Genomic DNA, 14,184 nt, shown 5'->3' with positions numbered 1-14,184 from the left:
ATAAAAGGGACGAACACAATGGCACAGAAAACCCTAGAGGTCACCCTCGAGACGGGGCTACACGCACGCCCCGCCGCTCAGTTTGTGCAGACGGCGAGTGAAAGTGACGTCGATGTCACGATCGCCAAAGGCGACGGGGACCCCGTCAACGCCAAATCGATGCTGTCGCTCATGGGACTCGACGTCCGCAAAGGCGACCAAATTACCTTGGAAACCGAAGACAATGGCGTCCTCGACAAACTGGAAGTGCTGGTGACCACCGGTGCCTAAAGGCGTAGGGGTTTCAGCCGGGGTCGGTGTCGGCCCCGTTCGTAAAATGGCCGCTCCCATAACCGAACCGGATCCGAACGGTCAACTGAACGGCGACGCGTCCGCCGAAAAAGCGCGCGTCGCCGCCGCGACCAAGGCCGTTTCAGAAGATCTTCAGGCGCGGGCGGACAAGGCGAGCTCACTCGGACGCGACGAGGCCGCCGAGGTCCTCGAAGCGCAGATCATGATGGCTTCCGACCCGGGACTGGTCGACGCGGCAGCGGCCAAAATGGGAGAAGGACTGTCCGCTGAACGGGCCATCTACGAGTCCTTCGGAACCTTCCGCGACATGCTCGCCGCCGCCGGTGGCTATATGGCCGGACGCGTGGCCGACCTCGACGACATTCGCGATCGAGTGATCGCCGTGCTCACCGGTCAACCCGTCCCCGGCATCCCCGAATCCGACGAACCGTTCGTCCTCGTGGCCGAGGATCTGGCGCCCGCCGACACCGCCGGAATCGACGCCGACATCGTCACCGCGATCGTCACCGTCCAAGGCGGACCGACATCACACACCGCGATCCTGGCCCGCACCATGGGTATCCCCGCCGTCGTCGCCATGGAAGGCGCGACCGACGTGGAAACCGGTACGACCGTGCTGGTCGACGGATCGAGCGGAGAGGTCACTCTATCGCCCGCCGAGGAACAAATCGAGCGCGCCAAGGCCGTGGCCGCCAAACGCGCCGCAGCGGCCAAAGCCGCCACCGGGCCGGGAGCCACCAAGGACGGCGAGCGCATTTCCGTGCTCGCCAATATCGGCGGCCCCGCCGATGTGGCGGACGCCCAAGACAATGGAGCCGAAGGGGTCGGTCTGTACCGCACCGAATTCCTCTTCCTCGACCGCAATGACAAGCCCGGCTTCGACGAACAGGTCCGTGCCTATCAAGAGGTAGCCGACGCTTTCCCGAACCAGAAAGTCGTCGTGCGGACCCTGGACGCGGGTGCCGACAAGCCGTTGCCGTTCGTCAACAACGACGACGAACCCAACCCGGCCCTAGGCGTACGCGGACTGCGACTGGCGTTCAACCACGACGATGTCCTCGACGAACAGTTGCGCGCCCTGGCGCAGGTGCAGTCCGACTCTCACGCCGACCTGTGGGTCATGGCTCCAATGGTGGCGGACCTGAACGACACCAAATACTTCCATGACAAAGCCACCACCGCCGGTCTGAACACCGCCGGAATCATGATCGAAGTACCGTCGGCGGCGATCACCTCGGCGCACCTGGCGAAGGCGGCCGACTTCTTCAGCATCGGTACCAATGACCTGACCCAGTACGCCTACGCCGCCGACCGACAGATCGGCGCGTTGGCCCGCTACCAGAGTCCCTGGCAGCCCGGGGTTCTGCACCTCATCGCCCAAGCAGCGCAAGGTGCGTCGGTGGAGGACAAGGTATGCGGAGTCTGCGGTGAAGCGGCCGCCGACCCGGTTCTCGCCTGTGTACTGGTGGGACTCGGCGTCACCAGCCTGTCCATGTCGGCCCCGGCCATTCCCATGGTCAAAGCCGCCTTGGCCGGGCATACGCTGGAACAATGCCGAAACGCGGCCGACGTGGCACTCGGCGGGGCCACCGCTGAAGACGCCAAGGAAGCGGCGCTCGCGCACCTGCCGGAGTTGCGCGAACTGGGATTGTAAAACGAAAGACTGTCGCAGGCAGTGTTATACCTGGCAATAACGGGTGTGGGGCCACGGTGACGGTGGCCCCACACCCGTATCAAACACGAAGAATACTTCAGCTATGCTTTCGCCAGCGGCGGCTCCTTTTCGGTCTCGGTGGTTTCCTTTTCTGCCGGAACGGTGTCGGTTTCACCGTCCACGGCGGGTTCGGGTGAAGTCCGAGCGGTGCGGTTGATGCAGGGGACGCATCCGATCGCGACGGCCAGACCCCCACCGGCCGCGATCATGAGTGCCGTTTCCACGCTGAACATCGTGGAGAGCAGAGCGCCAAAACCGAATCCGACCAGCGACGCTCCCTGTACCGTGCCGTTGATGCGAGCTCCGGCACGTCCACGATGGGCTTCCGGTACCCGCCGTGCCACGATCGTCTGCACGCCCGCATTGATCCCGGCGTTCATGATCCCTCCGAGGAAGTACAGCGGGATGATGAGGTTGACGCTGGGCAGAGGCTGGGCGATGACGAGGATGATCGCGCACATGGCTCCCACGCTGAACATGACACTCCAAGACAAGGTCATGTCCCGAGTGAAGCGGCTGATGGTCCACCCGACGATCAGTGCACCGATGGTCATGCCGAACGTCCAACTCGAGTTGATGATTCCGTAGGTAGCCTCACCGGCGCCATAGACCTCGCGGACCAGGAAGACTTCGAGGACGTTCGCGGCGCTCAACACCATCAGGCACCCGCCGAGGCCGATGACGGTCGTCAGGATGAGGCGGTCGGACCGGAGAGTCCAGGTGCGACTCTCGGTTGCAGCGTCATCCGTGACGAGGTTGGCGGCACCGCCCCGCCGCGTGCGGATGGTGAGGCTGAAGAGCGCACGCCCCAGCGCGGCCGCCGCGACGATGGTGAGCGCGACGTCGGTGTCGTAGGCGGCGACGAGGAAGCCGGCGGCAGCGGGGCCGATCACCATACCCAGGAGATTGCCGGTCTGCACGAAGGAAATCGCGATGGGGAGTTTTCTACCGGAGGCCATGCGGGGGACCAGGGCGGACACGGTGGGAGCCATGACGGCGGTTCCGCAGGCGCACAGGGAAAGCAGCACCAAATGTGCGACATAGCCGTTGGTTTGGGTCATGGCCAGGATGAATACGGACTGGGCGAGGCCGCTGAGCGACATGATCCAGCGACTGTCGAAGCGGTCGGCGATCCGTCCGGCGATCGGAGTGAGAGCGACGACCGGAACGGTGCCACAGGTGATGAGGAGAGCGACTGCGGCACCGCCGAATCCTGAACTTTGCAGCTGAAGTACCAGTATGAAGTCCACTGTGAATAGAGCAGCGCCTCCCACGCAAGCGGTGAGGGCGAGGAAGAGTACTTCGCGAAGCGCAAAGTCTTCAGAATTATTTTCGAAGCTCATACTTCGAAGTTATCACTTCATATCTGAGTATGAAAGAAGTATTTCACGAATTTTGATAACAAAACGATAACTACTTCTGCGGTTGAGGTGAGTCCCCACGGTCGTCTTGATCTCCGATCTCAGGAAAGACCTGGAAGCGTAGGTGAACCAGCCGGTAATCGTGGTCAGCGTTCCGTTCCCTGCTGCGACCGGCGGCTCGTTCCGAAAATTCCTGCTGTAGATCCATCAGGCGTTCAATGAGTTCGGTGTTCTCCTCCTCGGACAACATGACGTTCAGGCGGCCGTAGTTCATGGATTTGGCTATCGCTTCCTGGTCACGGCTGTGGGAGCGATTCTCCATGGCTCGCAGAAACGCATTGGAATCCGCTTCCATGAACGAACGAGCTATCTCCGACTCAGCGACGTAGGTACTCCTGGGGGCACCCTCCTCTGCCTGAAAGCTGACCTTCTTCATGGTCATCTGCCAGACCCGCTCGCGCTTGTCGCCGCGATCCGGGGCCGGTTCGACGAAGCCGGCCTTGTACATGGCCCGCAGATGATAGCTCGTAGCGCTGGGGGAGAGGCCGACGTGCCGCGATATTTCCGTGGCGGTCATGCCGTCACCGTCGCGAATCTCCGAGCCGTTGAGGAGGTCGAACACCGCTATGCGTGCTGGGTGCGACAGCACTTTCATACGTTTCGGGTCCGAAATGGTAAAGTGCTCGTCCGCTGCGGCAGATTCTGAAGACTTCTTTTCAGGCATGCTTTAAGAGTGCCACAGAGGACGAGCTGCGGTACAACGATGGGCTGCGGCGGTGTCGGCGCGGACGGTTACGCTTGGTCCTGACGACATGGAGATTTGAGTGGATACAGGTGTGAGTGATGGAAAAGGGTATGCGAGCGGGGTTTTCCACCGGATATCCAGGGCTGGACAATACGGTGCAGTATTTCGCGGAGCAGAATCTCATTACCATCGCGTCGACACAGCCGTACTTGGCCTCGCTGTTGGCGACCAACATCTTCAGCGACGCCGTCTTTCGGCAGGAACTCTACGGCTCCTATTTTCTACCCAAAGGCAACCGAGGGCGTTTCGACGATCGCCTTACTCGATGTAGCCTCGGGCTCCGCCTCGACTCGGAAGGTCGTGCGAAGCTCAGCCCCCCAGACGAAAAACGGCTACGTGACTACACCCGCGCGCGGCTACGTATGGAAGGTCGCGAACTCAACATCGCACACGCCAGTCGTCTGGAAGACTTCGAGTACTACATGGAATCGAGTCTGGCCGACAGCGATCTGGTGGTCGTCGACTCGATTCAGAACTTCGATTTCGCGCCTACTGGAGAGCAATACGGTTGGTCGGGCTACGACGACGAGGACGGCGGTCCCACTCGTGCCGACCAGATCGCCTTGACCTCACGAACCTTGAAACAAACGGCCGCGCACCTGCGCTCGACGGTCATGGTGACCGTTCCGCTGAATCTGGACGGGAGCGATGACAGCGCGGAAGGATTGTTGGCGTACGACTTCCTGCTGCGTGACTCGGACGTGGTATTCGAGGTTGAACCGACCGGCGGCACCCGAGTGAACGTGCGGGTGCAGAAGAACCGTTGGGGGCCGGATAAAACGAATGTGCCAATGGAACACCACGAAGCGATCTGCCAGCTGTATGACCCCACACCCGCACGATCCGACTCGGGACGATGGCCCCAATATTAAACTTGGACGCGATTGTGGTTTTTACTGGCATTCCCGTAGGCAGTGTTCTTGAAAGTACTATGAACTGCGTAGGTTTGCGAGGTAGGTAGCTGCCTCCAGGAAGACGGGTTGAAGACGACGAAGAAGACAGGCGAGACGAATATTATTGTGCCACAACCTGTCCGCGATGAAATTGCTTGTATTGCGCGTGACGATTGTGGTGGAACGAGCCTATCCGAGACGCTGAAACGCTTGTTGTGGGAGCATACCGCTCGAGGCCAGTTCAGGTGCATGGACGCTGACTATCGAACCGAGGCCAGAGGTCTCGCTGAATTGGACATCGCGGTACTCGATGCGGACCAGACCGATGAATCTACTATTCGAGCCGATCGAAGCGGAAATTAGGCAGAGTTACGCCTTGCTCAGCGCCTGCGGCATTGCGATTCGATCGTGTCGCCATTTATGGGTTGTGCGAGAGAGTTCGGGTGCAATCGGTACCTGAGCGACATTTAATGCGTCCTGGAACAGGCGGCTGAAGTCGTCTTCATCAAGCCGGAAGGCGTCCGGGAATCGCAGCTCCTGCCAGAAGTCGCCGGGCTTGTCGATCCCGTAGCGTTCCCGCAGCCACAGGGTCATGGCCATGCCGTGTGAGGCGATGACCAGTGGTCGCTCGTCCGCCAAGTGCTTATGGCGCTGGAAACCGCGCTCGAATCGCGCTACTACGTCGTGATGCGATTCCCAGCCGTCGTGTTCGGTGCCCTCGACGTACTCCCGGCGCTTCTGCCGTCGATACAACGGCAGATCGGAGGCGGCAATGGTGGCCTCGGCGAAGCAGGCGTCGACCTCGCTTACCCCGATCGGCGCGACGGTCTGCCGTGCCTTGGGCTCAGGGCTGGACACCACATTCGGACGGGTGCCGATCTCTCGCACGAGGCGCGCGCACATCCTCTCGGTCTCAGTACGCCCCTCCCGTCCCAAACTCCACTCGGACGGCGGGCGTTCACCGTCCACCAACGGCGCGGCATGACGTACGAGGATGATCATATATAAAGCCACCTGTTCTCTTGGGGCGTGGGCTACTCCACAGTATCGCACCGCCCGGATCAGCAGATCAACAGATTCCGCGTCGGTACGTGAACGTCTAGCGTAAGGTCAGCCGGAGGTCAGATGACTCTCCCACGCCCCGATTCGCCCTTGAAACGGGTTTAGAGTCCCGAATAGGAGTGCAGCCCGGGGAAAACCAGGTTCACCGCTGTCAGATTGAACAGGGTGACGGCGTAGCCGAGAATCGCGATCCACGGCGCCCACGCCCGCAGACTCCGACCCGACACGCGTGAATGCAGGTAAGCGGCGTAGACGACCCAGGAAATGAACGCCCAGACCTCCTTGGGGTCCCATGCCCAGAAACGTCCCCAGGCGTAGTGTGCCCAGACTGCCCCGGCGAAAATCCCGAAGGTCAACAGCGGGAAGGCGAACACGTGCATCCGAAAGGTCATCTTCTCCAGGCGTGCCGCACTGGGGAACCTACTCGCCAAGTTGATCGGGAAGTTCGGCGTCTTCCCGTCACTGACCACCGCGTCGTAGCGGCGCTTCATCAAATGCAGCACGGCGTAGATGAAGCCGACGGTCACAATCCCGGAGGCGATGATCGCCGCCGACACGTGGATGACGATCCAGGGCGATTCCAGGGCCGGAACCAGCGGGCCCGCCTCCACGTAATAGCGCACCGACGCCCCCAGCAGCATGGTGACGGTGAAGGTGGCGAACACGTTCATCCGCCGGGGCACCTGCCCCTGCTGCATCAAACCCAGCCAAACGGTCATCGCCACGGCGGCGACGCCGACGGTGTATTCGAACATGTTGCCCCAGGGAAAACGCCCCGCCGCTGAAATCCGCACTACGATCGACGCGATCAGCGCCAGCGTTCCCAACACGGTCAAACCGATGCCGAAACGCCCGATCGTCCGCGCGGTCGCCGCGTTCACCGGAGCCTGGTGCGAATCCGGCGGCGCCGACGAAATGACCGCACCGCCGCCGCCCGAAGCCACGGCCTCTTTCTCAGGCTCCTTCGTCTGCGTGGAACTGAACGCGAAGTCCACCGCGGCGGCCAGCATGGCCGTCGCAAAGGACAGAATGGACCCTACAAAGAGGGCATTGGCGATTTCGGCACCTGTCATGATGATTCTCCCTGCGGGTCGGTGCTATCGGTCTTAGTGTCGTGAGGCGTTTCGTCGTCATCAGGGTCGATCCGACCGTTGACCAGTTCGATCAACCGCTCGCACTCCTCGTCGAAGCCGTCGAACTCCGTCTTGGTCAATCCGGCGTACTCCACACTTCCGTCGTCGTGTAGCCGCACCCAGAAGCGGCGACGGCGCACCGCCAGCATCGGAATCAACGAGGACATGAGGACGACCGCCGTAATCAGCAGAACGAACTGCGAGGGGTTGTAGCGCACTTGGAGAACGGCGTACTCTTCCAAGTCGTCGAACCTCAGGCTTGACCCGTCCGACAGTTCCAGCTCGTCACCCATGCCGATGACGGTGACCTCGTCGCCGTCCTGCTCCAGAAGTCCCGCGTCGATCATGTCGGCGTCCAGCGAATAGACCGACTGCGGCGAACCGTCGTCCATCCCCAGATCGCCCTGATAGGCGGTCAAAGCGAGAACCGGATTGTTCAACTCGGGATCGTCACCGATGAGCCGCTCGGTGCTCGGGTCGTAGGTGGGAACGAGTATGGACTCGAAGCCCGTCTGACTGAGCGTGTCTTGCTCCTGCGTATCGGGGTCGACATTGGCGTCGGGGAACTTGAAGGCTCCCTCGGAGTTGAGGGCGTCGTCGGTGGCGAGGAAGGGCGCTCGCGTCGTCGTGGAGTTTCCGTACCGGTCGGTGTAGGTGACCACCGGCGTGTAGCCGTGGCCGATGAGGAAGACGTTCGTTCCGTCCAGGTTCAACGGGTGGTTGACCCGTAGGTTGTATTCGTCGTCCTCGCCTTCGTGGCTGTAGCTCAGATCGGCCTGGTAATCGGTGGGTTGGTTGGCGTTGAACGTGGCTTCGAACTCGTCCAGTTGGAGGCAGAAGTCGGGTAGCTGATCTTCGTTCACATACGGCCCGAGGCCGTATTCGTCGTACTGCTGTAGGTTGTTGCAGAACGCCTGCTGTGGCCCTTCCGAGAGGATGCGGTAGCCGTACCAGGAGAAGAAGCTTGACATGGCCATTCCCACGAGGATGCCGATGATGGAGATGTGGAACGCGAGGTTCCCGATTTCGCGCAGGTAGCCTTTTTCGGCCGCGATCGTGGTGCTCTCATCATCGGAGTACACCTGGGTGCGCCAGCGCTGTTTGGACAGACGCTTGCGGACGTCCTCCGCGCTGGGACCCTGGTCGGCGGAGCGATGGAACGGCAGGATCGACATGAGTCGCGGGGCGTTCGGGACCTTCTGCCGCAGTTGCCCCCACAGTATCCGCAGGCGCGGGATGATGCAGCCGATCAGGCTCACCATCAGCAACAGGTAGATGGCCGAAAACCACGGTGACGAGTACACGTCGAAAAACCAGATGCGATCCAGCCAGGGAGCCAGGTCGGGGTTTTCCGCGTAATAGGCGTTGACGTCCTCGGGCGCGATGGCACGTTGCGGAAACACCGAGCCGGGAATGGCCGACAGTGCCAGTGCCAACAGTAGGATCAGGGCCGTGCGCATGCTGGTGAGCTGATGCCACCAGCGGCGGCCGAAGCTCTTCAGCGTGGATACGAATCTGCTCATGGGTCGGTCCGCCTGCCTAAATCAGTCCTACGCCGGTTCCGAAGGTGCCGCGCATCCAGTTGATGAATCCCGTCCACTCTCCGGTCGTCAACAGCAGCCCCACGGCGATCAACATGACCCCGCCGATGGCGGAGATGACCTTGCCGTGTCGTTTGAAGAAGTCCATGGCCCCCGCCAAGCGGTGCAGGCCGACGGCGACGATGATGAACGGAATTCCGATGCCCAGGCAATACGCCAGCATGAGGGCCGCGCCGCGTCCGGTTCCCTCCTGCGTGTAGCTGAACGACACGATGGCCACCAATACCGGTGAGACGCAGGGCAGCCAGGAGAGCGCGAAGACCGCCCCGAACAGCGGCGCACCCGCGAGCCCCATGGCCGGACGCCACCTCATCTGGAAGCCGCGTCCCAACGGGATGAGCCCGATGAACAGCAGCCCCATGGCGATCATGACGAGTCCGCCGACCCGCTCGATGAGCGTGGAGTTGTCGAGGAACGCCCGCCCAACGCTTTGCAGCGCGAAGTTCGTCGCGGTGTAGACGGCACTGAATCCCAGCACGAACAGCGTAGAGCCCAGCAGCACCCGGCCACGTTTGCGTCCCGCGGACAAATCCGATCCGGACAACCCGGTTATGTACGCGACGTAACCCGGCATGAGAGGCAAGGTGCAGGGGGACAGGAACGCTACGAGTCCGGCGAGCGCGGCCACGGCGACCGCCGCGAGGAGCGGCCCGTTTCCGGCCACGTCGGCGAAGCCCGAGGCGAGGTCGATCGTGGTCATGTGGCGAGGACCTTTTCAATGTCGTCGTCGAGCGTGTCGGCGTCGAGTGGTTGTCGCCAGATGCTGGCGACGCGGCCGGAGGTGTCGATGAGCAGCGTGGTGGGGATGGTGTTGGGGTTGACGCCGATGTCGATGAATTGGTTGGCGATGGATCCGGAGGGGTTGTCGATGGAGGGGTAGGTGATGCCGAAGCGGTCTTCGAAGGCGCGGGCCTTGTCGGGGGTGTCGCGGATGTTGATGCCGATGAATTGGACGCCTTCGTCGCGCCATTTTTCCGAGCTGGCGGCGAGTGCGGGGGCTTCTTCGCGGCAGGGGGTGCACCAGGAGCCCCAGAAGTTCACGACCAGGAGTGTGTCGGGGTAGTCGTGGGAGCTGAGGTTGTCGCCGTCGAGGGTGTCGCCTTTGAATTCGGGTGCTTCGGGGCGGTCTTCGGGTTTCCAGCGCAGGTTGTCTCCGTCTGCGGTGGTGAAGCGTTTGCGGTTGAGTTCGTTGACGCGGTTGGTGGTCTCGGAATCCGTGCTGCAGGCCGACAGGGGGATCAGGGCTCCTGCGGTGAGGAGCGTTGAGCCGGTCAGCAGGCTTCGGCGGTTCAACCTCATGTGTTGTCCTTCGGGTGGCGACCGTCGGGCGACGGTCGGTGGTCCGGTGTGTGGCGGACGCCGGTGCGGTAGGGCGTCTGCCAGGGGAGGGGCGGTCGACGATGGCGTGGTCGGTCCCGGCGTAGCCGGGACCGACCTGCCTCAGGCTCCTTTGGCGCGTTTGGCGGTCTCGGATTTGAGGACCAGCGCAGCGGCCGGCTCCGTGTAGTCGATGTGGGTCACCGTGGGGCCTTCGAAGTGAAGGGAGGTGATCGAGGCGAGCCCGCATTGCCGTTTGCGTGGGTCGTGCCAGAGGCGTTTGCGTTCGAGGAATCGGCGGGTGGTCCAGATGGGCAGTTGGTGACTGACCAGGACCGCTTCCGATCCGCGTGCGGCGCGTCGGGCGGTTTCCACGGCATTGATCATGCGTCGGGCCACTGATATGTACGCTTCGCCCCAGGAGGGCGTGAAGGGATCGCGCATGTGCCACCAGTATTTGGGTTGACGCAGTGCTCCGTCTCCGACCGATACTCGTTGACCTTCGAATACGTTGGTCGGTTCGAGGAGGTTGGCGTCGCCGACCGGGTCGAGACGGTGTGAGGCCGCCACGGGTTCGGCCGTCTGTTCGGCCCGCAGGAGGGGTGAGTGGCCGACATGGACGATATCGCGCCCCGCGAGGTTTTCGGCGGCGGCGATCGCCATCTCGTGGCCCAGGTCGGAGAGCCCGTATCCCGAGAGGCGACCGTACAGGATGCCTTCGGGGTTGTAGACTTCGCCGTGCCTGAGCAGGTGAACTATGGTTTTGGAGCCGGTCATGACCGCACTGTAGCCGCGGCGTTCGCGGCCCGCGCGAAGGCGGCCTCCAGTTGTGACAGGTCTTCCTCGGTTATAGCTGCGGAAACGAACCAGCATTCGAACGCGCTCGGTGGGAGGTACACGCCTTGGCGCAGCATTTCGTGAAAGAACGCCGCGTATTGGTCCGTGTTCTGCGTTTTCGCCTGATCGAAGTTGGTTACTTGGTTCTCAGTAAAGAAAACACTAAACAAATTCCCCGGTGCCGATAGGTAGTGGGCCACACCCGCTTTAGTGAGCGCGTCGGAGGCCATGGTTCCGATCTGTTCGGCGAGCGTATCCAGCTTTTGGTAGACCTCGTCGGTCAGCAGGTGCAGGGTGGTCAGTCCGGCGGCGGCGGTGACGGGGTTGCCCGCCAGGGTACCGGCCTGGTAGATGGGGCCGGTGGGGGAGAGCTGTTCCATGAGGTCGCGTCGTCCTCCGAAGGCCGCCGCGGGCAGTCCGCCTCCCATGACCTTACCGAAGGTGTAGAGGTCGGCGGGAGCGCTGACGCCGTGACGTCCGACGCGGAAACCGGTCATGACCTCGTCGCTGATCAGGAGGCTGCCGTGTTCGTGGGCGAGCCGGTAGAGGCGTTCGTTGAAGTCGTCCTGTGGGGCCACGCAGCCCATGTTTCCGGGAATGGCCTCGGTGATGACGGCGGCGACCTGGCCTTCGTTGGCCTGGAGTGCCTCTGTGACGGCGTCGAGGTCGTTATAGGGCACCACGATGGTGTCGGCGGTGGCCGAGGCGGGGACGCCGGGGGAGTCCGGTGTTCCCAGAGTGGCCACGCCGGAGCCGGCGGCGGCGAGGAAGGCGTCGCCGTGGCCGTGGTAGCAGCCGGCGAACTTGATGACCTTGTCGCGTCCGGTGGCTCCTCGGGCGAGCCGCAGGGCGCTCATGGTGGCCTCGGTTCCCGACGTCACCAGGCGCACCTGTTCGCAGTTGGTGCGGGCGACGAGCTCTTCGGCCAGTTCCACTTCGCCGGGCGAGGAGGTGCCGAAGGAGGTGCCGCGTTCGGCAGCGGTGGTGACGGCCGAGACGACCTCGGGGTGGGCGTGGCCCAGAATCATGGGGCCCCAGGAGCCGACGAGGTCGATGTAGCTGTTTCCGTCCACATCAACCATTCGGCTACCCTGGGCCGATTCCATGTACACCGGGGTGCCTCCGACGCCGCCGAAGGCCCGTACCGGAGAGTTGACCCCTCCGGGCGTGACCTTTGTGCCGCGCTGCGTGTATTTCTCGGAATTAGAATGACTTACTTCCTGCATGAATGCCAGCTTTGCATGATTGTCCGCCGTTGTCACAGCCGCCCCCGGCGGAGAAAGCTCACATGGCCGCTCCTGGCGGAGATAAGTCATATCGCCGACCGTTAACGCGGTGAGCTCAGGGCGAGACCGTCCTGAACATAGGACGGCGTGTCGAACCCTTGTTCGGCCTGTGCCCAGGCGGGTGACAGTGGCGGATTGGGCATGGTCGGCCGCAACCGGTCGTCCCACCGGGGGCGATGCAGCCACCGAATGGGTGCCGGGATACGGTAGTGCGCCTCAGACGTCGGTACCAGCAACGCCATGTCGATCATGCGTTTGAGATCGGAGAAGTGGGCGCCGTGGTTCCGCGCGGTGCGCATGAGCAGACCGATGCCGAACCGGGCGGAGCCGTAGGTCAACAGCGCCCGGAACAGTCCTTCCTGGGTCGAGTCGAGTGCGCGCACGCAGGAGTGAACGCTATGGTCGACCACCGAGTGTTCGAACAGTTCACACGGGTTGTTGGTCAGTTCCTGCTGTGTTGCGATGGGTCCGCTGACGGCGACCAACTGGCTGAGCAGTTCGAAGGCGGGAACGAAGCAGTCCACGGTATTGACGATGCGGCGCGCGTCGGTGTCGTCGAGGTCGGAGCCGTGGGCCCGCACGCCCTGTCGCAACAGTTTTGCGCATCGTTCGATGCCGGGGGCGAGTTGCGGAAGAGTGGATTCACCCTCCAGCCCAACGGCTTCGCGAGCGCAGACGATGACACGTAGTCGGGGGCACGCGTCCAGCAGAGCGCGCAACCGTCCCGGATCGGGGCGCGGGTCCTGGCCGTCTACGACGACGAGACTGCGCCGGTCCCGCACATGTTCGATGGCGGTATCCAGCGGGGCTCGGAACGGTTCGACCGGCTTGCCGAGCGCTCGCAGTAGTCCGCCTCCGAGGTCGTCGGTGTTGACGTACCAGACGCCTCCTTCGAATTCGTCGAGGTGGGCATGTGCCCAGGACAGGGCGGTGGTGGTTTTGCCGCTGCGGGGTAGCCCGGTGAGGGTGATCAGGCGTTGGACCTCCAGGGCCCGGTTGATTCGTTCCATCTGGTCGGGGTGGGTGATGGTGTGTGAGTACGGCTGCGGCAGATTGTGTCGCCGACGGCGTACGGGTGGTGGAGCGAAGTCGGCACGGAGTCCTGGCGTCGTGAGCTGGTAGAGGCTAAGGCTTTCGTTCAGGCCTTTGAGATCGTAGTCTCCGATGTGGATGGTGTGAGGTTCGTGGGCGGCCGCCCGGCATTGCTCGGAGATGAGGATCTGGTCTCCATGAGTCGCCGAGCAGATCCGAGCAGTGCGGTGAATTTCGATCGTACTGTAGCCCTGGTCCGACGCTTCGGCGTAACCACTGTGCGCGGCGATCCGAACGCGTGGTCGGACGGGGCGGTCGTATCCGTAATACGGCCATACGGTGTCGGCGAGGGCGAACTGAATACGTGTGGCACACCGTAGTGCCGCTTGGGCGTCGGTGAATACCAAAAGAAATGAATCCCCCTCCGTCTCCACTTCGTATCCCCCGGATCTCTCCAGGCATTGGCGAATGATCCGGCGATGTCGCTGGATGAGTTCGCGATAGCGGTCATCGCCCAGCTCGCAGACCAAAGGCGTGGAGCCTTCGATGTCGGTGAGGATGAAGGTGAGGAATCCTGACGGCAGGCCGGTCGTGGTGTGAATTCGTTGTGTAACGGCTGTTGATATTGGTGCGGTTGTCAGATCTGTCGTGTCCACCGAGAATATCGCTTTCTGTGTACCCCGCATGCAAAGCGCGGTTTGTCTGGCCATGACCTACGCTTGACTGCCGATGACATGTCGGTCGTGTCATCGGCTTCGGGTCAACCCCGGAGGCGTCGCTCCACCTCCCCTGGAGTCGACCACGGTCCGGACCGTAATGTCGGCTCGGTGCCGTTGCCTGGTAAGGAAACGG

The 14,184-nt window shown here is 62.5% G+C and carries 13 protein-coding genes; 3 read left to right on the top strand and 10 right to left on the bottom strand.

Translation table 11 applies throughout. The features are described 5' to 3' along the window. Positions 1-18: 18 nt before the first annotated feature. Together HALAL_RS0104245 and ptsP are read left to right on the top strand one after the other, a co-directional pair. Positions 19-270, top strand: coding sequence for an HPr family phosphocarrier protein (locus HALAL_RS0104245; RefSeq protein ID WP_025272808.1), 252 nt, complete (start codon positions 19-21; stop codon positions 268-270). Beyond that, complete coding sequence (ptsP, locus tag HALAL_RS0104240) at positions 263-1,945, top strand: phosphoenolpyruvate--protein phosphotransferase (RefSeq protein ID WP_051462724.1); 1,683 nt, start codon at positions 263-265, stop codon at positions 1,943-1,945. Before HALAL_RS0104245 ends, ptsP begins: the two co-directional genes overlap by 8 nt. Positions 1,946-2,046: 101 nt before the next feature. Here ptsP and HALAL_RS0104235 read toward each other — a convergent pair whose 3' ends face one another. Next, positions 2,047-3,348 (bottom strand): MFS transporter, encoded by a 1,302-nt coding sequence (locus HALAL_RS0104235; RefSeq protein WP_025272806.1) that lies wholly within the window; start codon positions 3,346-3,348, stop codon positions 2,047-2,049. Between the two features lie 70 nt (positions 3,349-3,418). Then, positions 3,419-4,090 (bottom strand): winged helix-turn-helix domain-containing protein, encoded by a 672-nt coding sequence (locus tag HALAL_RS17335; protein ID WP_084471855.1) that lies wholly within the window; start codon positions 4,088-4,090, stop codon positions 3,419-3,421. 119 nt (positions 4,091-4,209) lie between these two features. Between HALAL_RS17335 and HALAL_RS0104225 the strand changes: the two genes are divergently transcribed. Continuing rightward, complete coding sequence (locus HALAL_RS0104225; RefSeq protein ID WP_035534353.1) at positions 4,210-5,043, top strand: hypothetical protein; 834 nt, start codon at positions 4,210-4,212, stop codon at positions 5,041-5,043. Between the two features lie 390 nt (positions 5,044-5,433). On the opposite strand, the gene HALAL_RS0104215 is transcribed toward HALAL_RS0104225, so the two are convergent. The 8 genes from HALAL_RS0104215 to HALAL_RS0104180 all read right to left on the bottom strand — a co-directional run bounded on the left by HALAL_RS0104215 (position 5,434) and on the right by HALAL_RS0104180 (position 13,988). Beyond that, positions 5,434-6,066, bottom strand: coding sequence for a histidine phosphatase family protein (locus tag HALAL_RS0104215; RefSeq protein ID WP_025272802.1), 633 nt, complete (start codon positions 6,064-6,066; stop codon positions 5,434-5,436). A gap of 161 nt (positions 6,067-6,227) precedes the next feature. Next, positions 6,228-7,199, bottom strand: a complete 972-nt coding sequence (gene ccsB / locus HALAL_RS0104210) for a c-type cytochrome biogenesis protein CcsB (RefSeq protein WP_025272801.1) — start codon at positions 7,197-7,199, stop codon at positions 6,228-6,230. Beyond that, entirely contained in the window at positions 7,196-8,782 is a 1,587-nt protein-coding gene (gene resB / locus HALAL_RS0104205) for a cytochrome c biogenesis protein ResB (protein ID WP_025272800.1), read from the bottom strand. Before resB ends, ccsB begins: the two co-directional genes overlap by 4 nt. 16 nt (positions 8,783-8,798) lie before the next feature. Continuing rightward, a complete protein-coding gene (locus HALAL_RS0104200; protein WP_025272799.1) occupies positions 8,799-9,560 on the bottom strand; it encodes a cytochrome c biogenesis CcdA family protein in 762 nt (253 codons plus the stop codon). Next, on the bottom strand, positions 9,557-10,159 hold the full coding sequence (locus HALAL_RS0104195) for a TlpA family protein disulfide reductase (RefSeq protein WP_029767357.1): 603 nt from the start codon (positions 10,157-10,159) through the stop codon (positions 9,557-9,559). Before HALAL_RS0104195 ends, HALAL_RS0104200 begins: the two co-directional genes overlap by 4 nt. A 141-nt stretch (positions 10,160-10,300) precedes the next feature. Next, on the bottom strand, positions 10,301-10,954 hold the full coding sequence (locus tag HALAL_RS0104190) for a histidine phosphatase family protein (RefSeq protein ID WP_025272797.1): 654 nt from the start codon (positions 10,952-10,954) through the stop codon (positions 10,301-10,303). Continuing rightward, positions 10,951-12,240 (bottom strand): glutamate-1-semialdehyde 2,1-aminomutase, encoded by a 1,290-nt coding sequence (gene hemL, locus HALAL_RS0104185; protein ID WP_029767356.1) that lies wholly within the window; start codon positions 12,238-12,240, stop codon positions 10,951-10,953. The genes HALAL_RS0104190 and hemL overlap by 4 nt, the downstream gene beginning before the upstream one ends. A gap of 101 nt (positions 12,241-12,341) precedes the next feature. Next, on the bottom strand, positions 12,342-13,988 hold the full coding sequence (locus tag HALAL_RS0104180) for an adenylate/guanylate cyclase domain-containing protein (RefSeq protein ID WP_169732403.1): 1,647 nt from the start codon (positions 13,986-13,988) through the stop codon (positions 12,342-12,344). Between the last annotated feature and the right edge of the window lie 196 nt (positions 13,989-14,184).

It is taken from the genome of Haloglycomyces albus DSM 45210 (assembly GCF_000527155.1).
Classification (GTDB): Bacteria; Actinomycetota; Actinomycetes; order Mycobacteriales; family Micromonosporaceae; genus Haloglycomyces; species Haloglycomyces albus.
This window is presented reverse-complemented; position numbering and strand designations above follow the sequence as displayed.